At 73.4% G+C, this 4,929-nt stretch carries 3 protein-coding genes and 2 pseudogenes; 3 read left to right on the top strand and 2 right to left on the bottom strand.

What is annotated here, in order from left to right; all coding sequences use genetic code 11:
• On the bottom strand, positions 1-1,152 hold a 1,152-nt coding region (locus tag ABZ281_RS37895), incomplete at its 3' end, for an ROK family transcriptional regulator (RefSeq protein ID WP_356662570.1).
• A gap of 135 nt (positions 1,153-1,287) precedes the next feature.
• On the opposite strand from ABZ281_RS37895, the gene ABZ281_RS37890 reads away from it, so the two are divergent.
• Positions 1,288-2,493 carry an MFS transporter gene (locus tag ABZ281_RS37890; protein ID WP_356662569.1) on the top strand — a complete coding sequence of 402 codons (1,206 nt, stop codon included), beginning with the start codon at positions 1,288-1,290 and terminating at the stop codon, positions 2,491-2,493.
• 102 nt (positions 2,494-2,595) lie between these two features.
• Positions 2,596-3,975 (top strand): solute carrier family 23 protein, encoded by a 1,380-nt coding sequence (locus ABZ281_RS37885; protein WP_356662568.1) that lies wholly within the window; start codon positions 2,596-2,598, stop codon positions 3,973-3,975.
• On the opposite strand, the pseudogene ABZ281_RS37880 reads toward ABZ281_RS37885, so the two are convergent.
• Positions 3,954-4,820 (bottom strand): annotated as a pseudogene (locus ABZ281_RS37880) (glycoside hydrolase family 6 protein); the annotation flags it as partial. The gene ABZ281_RS37885 and the pseudogene ABZ281_RS37880 sit on opposite strands and share 22 nt — an antisense overlap.
• Before the next feature lie 14 nt (positions 4,821-4,834).
• Here ABZ281_RS37880 and ABZ281_RS37875 point away from each other — a divergent pair.
• Positions 4,835-4,929, top strand: a pseudogene (locus ABZ281_RS37875) (HAD-IA family hydrolase); the annotation flags it as partial.

The following is a 4,929-nucleotide window of genomic DNA, read 5'->3' as shown; positions in this document are numbered from 1 at the left end:
CGCCCCCCCGCCCAGGGTGGTGGCGCGCACCTCCGTGGGCAGCGGTGTCAACCGGCCGATCCGGTCCTGCACCCGGGCGGCGAGCTCCGCGCCGCCCGCCCGCCCCACCTCCCCGCCGAGCACCACGCAACCGGGGTCCAGGATCGCGACGACCGAGGCGACACCGATGGCGAGACGGTCGGCGAGGGCATCGAGGAAGGCGACAGCCGGAGCGGGTCCGTCGAGGGACTCGGCCTCCTGCAGCCCCACCTGAGCCACCGCCCCCCGCACCACGTCGACCGCCGCCCGGACCACCCCCGCCTCGGACGCCTCCACCGAAACTCCGTGCTCCGCGGCCAGTTCCACGACCGCCGCCGACGCGGCCAGCGAATGGAAGCCCCCCTCGCAGTCCGTCGAGGTCGGCAGCACGGTCGTGCCCGGGACCGGGAGGAAGCCGATCTCGCCGGTGCCGCCGGAGGCGCCGCGGCGGAGGGCACCGTCGAGGACCACGGCCGCGCCCGTTCCGTGCCCCAGCCACAGCAGCACGAAGGTGTCCCGGTCCTGGGCCACGCCGTCGCGCTGTTCGGCCAGCGCCGCGAGGTTGGTCTCGCTCTCGACGCTGACCCGGGCGTCCGGCAGCCGCTCCTGGAGGGTGGCGACGAGCCGGCGGTGCCACTCCGGAAGCCCGGTGGAGTCGCGGAGTTCACCGCTGGACGGGTCGACCAGGCCGGGTGCCCCGATCCCCATGGTGTGCAGGCGTTCGGCGCCGGCCTCCTTCGCGACGCGCTCGACCAGCGTGACCGCCTGCTCCAGGGCGGGGCCCGTGCCCGCGTCACCGGCGATGGGCACCGACGCCTCGGCCAGCACCCGCCCCACCAGGTCCGCGACGGCCACGGCGACACCCTCGGTGCGGACGTCGACGGCGGCCAGGTGCGCCCGGTCGGCGACGATGCCGTAGACCTTCGCGTTGGGGCCGCGCCGCTGCTCTCCCGCTTCGCCGACCACCGCGATGAGACCGGCGGCTCCGAGGCGTTCGACGAGGTCGGCGACGGTCGGCCGGGACAGGCCGGTCAGCTGCTTCAACTGCCCTGCCGTCAACGGGCCGTCCTGCTGGAGCAGACGCAGGGCGAGCCGGTCGTTGATGGCCCGGGCGGTGCTCGGGGATGCGGGCATGCCGGGATCCTTCCAGATCGGCGGGACCGTCGACCGAGGCCCGCCGGGAAACCCTCTTATTATCAGGCAGGGTTCCTGATAGTTTACGCCCGCATCGAATGTGAGCACGGCAGAGGCCTGGAGGGGGACCGCAGAATGGGCAGCGTGGTCGACGAACAGCGCGAGGTGAAGCGGTCCCGGTACGCCGTGGCCGCCGTCTTCGCCGTGCACGGTGCCGTGACCGGCTCGTTCGCGACCCGCGTGCCGTGGATCCAGGACCACGCGGGCGTGAGCGCGGGCCAGTTGGGCATCGCGCTCGCCTTCCCCGCGCTCGGCGCGTCCGTGGCGATGCCGCTCGCCGGCAGCATCAGCCACCGCTTCGGCACCCGCAACGCGCTGCGCGGACTGATCGCCCTGTGGACGCTGTCACTGGTCCTGCCGTCGCTGGCCCCGAACCTTCTGACGCTCTGCCTGGCCCTGTTCACGTACGGCGCGACGGCGGGCATGGCGGACGTGGCGATGAACGCCCTGGGCGTCGAGGTCGAGAACCGCCTCGGCCGGTCGATCATGTCCGGGCTGCACGGCATGTGGAGCGCGGGTGCCCTGGTCGGCTCCGCGGCCGGCACGCTTGCCGCGCACCTCGGCTCGGACGCCCGGCTGCACCACGTCCTGGCCGCCGCGGTCCTCACCGTCGTCGGTGTGCTGTCCTGCCAGTGGGTGCTGGACCTGCAGCCGGCCGAGGACGAGGAGCCGCCGCCGCGCTTCGCCCTGCCGCCCCGCTCGGCCCTGCTCATCGGCGCGATCGGATTCTGCGCGGTGTTCGCGGAGGGCGCGAGTCTCGACTGGTCGGCGGTCTATCTGCGCGAGCAGCTGGAGACCTCGGCCGGTCTCGCGGCGGCGTGCACGACGGGCTTCACGCTCACCATGGCCGTCGCCCGGCTCGCCGGCGACCGGGTCGTGGACCGCTTCGGTGCCGTGCGGACCGTGCGGGCGAGCGGTGTGTTCGCCGTCCTCGGCGGGCTGCTCATCGTCGTCGCGGACCATCCGGCGGTGGCCATGAGCGGGTTCGCGCTGATGGGGCTGGGCATCGCCGTCGTCGTGCCGCTGTGCTTCGCCGCGGCCGGCCGCAGCGGCTCCAACCCGAGCCTGGCCATCGCGGGTGTCGCGACCATCACCTACACCTCGGGCCTGGTCGCACCGAGCGCCATCGGCATGCTGGCGCAGGCGACCAGCCTGATGGTGTCGTTCTGCCTGGTGACGGCGTTGTCCTGCGGCCTGGTGGCGTTCGCGGGTGTGCTGCGCCCCGGCGAACGGACGAGGATCAGCCGCCCGGACGCGGCGGTCGCCGACCCGCGGCCCTGAGCGGACACGCGACCGTCCAGGTCAGCCCCGGTCACCGCCGCTCCCGACGCGCCCCGACAATGGTCCGGACACGCACAGGCACGACGAAAGCGAAACCGCACCATGGATCTCGGCGTCCGCTGGAAACTGCACGGCGACGGACGCATCCCGGCGCCCGGCGCGGTGGTCCGCCCCGACGAGCGGCTCTCCTGGCCCCGCACGGCCGGACTCGGCGCTCAGCACGTGGTGGCGATGTTCGGCGCGTCCTTCGTCGCACCGGTCCTGATGGGCCTGGACCCGAACCTGGCGATCATGATGTCGGGTGTCGCGACCGTCGTGTTCCTCCTCGCCACCCGCGGCAGCGTGCCCAGCTACCTGGGCTGCTCGCTCTCCTTCGTGGGCGTGGCGGCGGTGATCCGGGCGCAGGGCGGCAGCAGCGCGACCGTCACCGGAGCGGTGTTCGTCGTCGGGGGCGCGCTGTTCCTGGTGGGGCTCGCCGTGCGGCGGTTCGGGGCGCGGATCATCCACGCCGCGATGCCGCCGATCGTGACCGGCGCCGTGGTGATGCTGATCGGCTTCAACCTGGCTCCGGTGACGGCCTCGACGTACTGGCCGCAGGACCAGTGGACGGCCCTGCTGGTGATGCTGTTCACCGGTCTGGCGGTCGTCTGCCTGCGGGGCTTCTGGTCCCGGATCGCGATCTTCCTCGGGCTGGTCTTCGGCTACGGCATCTCCTGGGTGTTCGACCTGGTCTTCGGCAAGATCCACGCTGTGGACGCGAGCGGCAGGCCGACCGACCACTGGCGGCTCGACCTCTCGGGCGTGGGCAAGGCCGACTGGATCGGGCTGCCGACCCTGCACGCCCCGTCCTTCGAGTGGTCCGCGATCCTGGTCGCCCTGCCGGTCGTCATCGCGCTGGTCGCGGAGAACGCCGGGCACGTCAAGGCGGTCGGTGAGATGACCGGTGACTCGCTGGACGACAAGCTCGGCACGGCCATCGCGGCCGACGGCGTCGGCTCGATGCTGTCCACCGCGGTCGGCGGCCCGCCCAACACCACGTACTCCGAGAACATCGGCGTGATGGCCGCGACCCGCGTGTACTCGACGGCCGCGTACTGGGCCGCCGCCTGCTTCGCCCTGCTGTTCGGCGTCTGCCCGAAGTTCGGCGCGGTCGTGGCGGCGATCCCGGGCGGGGTGCTCGGCGGCATCACCGTCATCCTGTACGGCATGATCGGGCTGCTGGGCGCGCAGATCTGGATCAACGCCAAAGTGGATCTGCGCAATCCGCTGAACCTCGTCCCGGCCGCGGCGGGCATCATCATCGGCGTCGGCAACGTCTCCCTGAAGTTCTCGGACACGTTCTCGCTGAGCGGCATCGCGCTCGGCACGGTGGTCGTCATCACCGGCTACCACGCCCTGCGGGCCTTCGCCCCGGCCCACTTGAAGACGCAGGCGCCGCTGCTGGACGAGGGCACCTCCTCCTACGACGACGCCAAGTCGTAGGCGTACGACGCCGTGAACGTCCCCGGCCTGCCCTTGCAGCCGTCCGACTCCCCCGGCAGCTTCACCCACAGGTAGGCGTCGATCCGGGACGCGCCGGTGCTCAGGGTCGGGGTCCGGCCGAGCCTGCGGCCCGACGGGTCGCACCACTCGCCGTCGGGCGGGGCGCCGTTGCCGTTGCGGCTGGTGTCGATGACGGCGCCGAGGCCCGCCGGGCCGGCGAGCGCGTCGAGGACCCGCCGGTCGTAGGCGACCTCGTCGGCGGTGGTGTGGAAGTTGGAGACGTTGCTGAAGATGCCGTCGGAGGACTCGGGCGAGGCGGCACCGGCCTGCCTGAGCCAGGCCGCCTGGGTGCCGGGCGCGTTCCAGCCGGAGTGTCCCGCGTCGAAGTACACGCGGGCCCGGGGGTTGGCGGACTTCAGGACGCGGCCGGCCCGGGCCAGCGAGGCGAAGCGGTCCGCGCGGTCACCGGCGGAGAGGCACTCGGTCTGGGCGACCGAGTCCGGCTCCAGGACGACGATGACCTCACCGGAGCCGAGCCCCGCCGCGAACCGGTCGATCCAGGCGTCGTAGGCGTCCAGGTCGGGCGCCCCGCCCTGGGAGTGGCCGCCGCAGTCACGGCCGGGGACCGCGTACGGCACGACGACGGGCACCCGGCCGAGCGCGGCCCCGCCCGAGGTCACGGCGGCGACCCTGGCGGTGACGGTGGCCGGTGAGTAGTCGGCGAACCAGACCGCCGCGGGTTGCTCGGCGATGCGGGACACGATGACCGCGTGACGGGGGTCGCCGGAGTGGGAGCGGACCCAGGCGAGCACCTGGGAATCGGGGTGGCGGTAGAGCCGTCCGGCCACGGTGCCGGTGCGGCGCCGCCGTGCTGGGGATCGCCCCCGCGGACTGTGTGGTGTTCGAGGACTCCGGAGCCGGGATAGCGGCCGGGCGCGCCGCCGGGATGACGGT

The organism is Streptomyces sp. NPDC006265 (genome assembly GCF_040613555.1).
Lineage (GTDB): Bacteria > Actinomycetota > Actinomycetes > Streptomycetales > Streptomycetaceae > Streptomyces.
Note: the sequence above shows the minus strand (reverse complement) of the source record. Positions and strands in the feature narration are given on the sequence as shown.

What these genes read in the sequence shown, in the direction of transcription:
- ABZ281_RS37885 (WP_356662568.1), top strand. Translation starts at nt 2,596, where the DNA reads ATGGATCTCGGCGTCCGCTGGAAACTGCACGGCGACGGACGCATCCCG.
- ABZ281_RS37890 (WP_356662569.1), top strand. Translation starts at nt 1,288, where the DNA reads ATGGGCAGCGTGGTCGACGAACAGCGCGAGGTGAAGCGGTCCCGGTAC.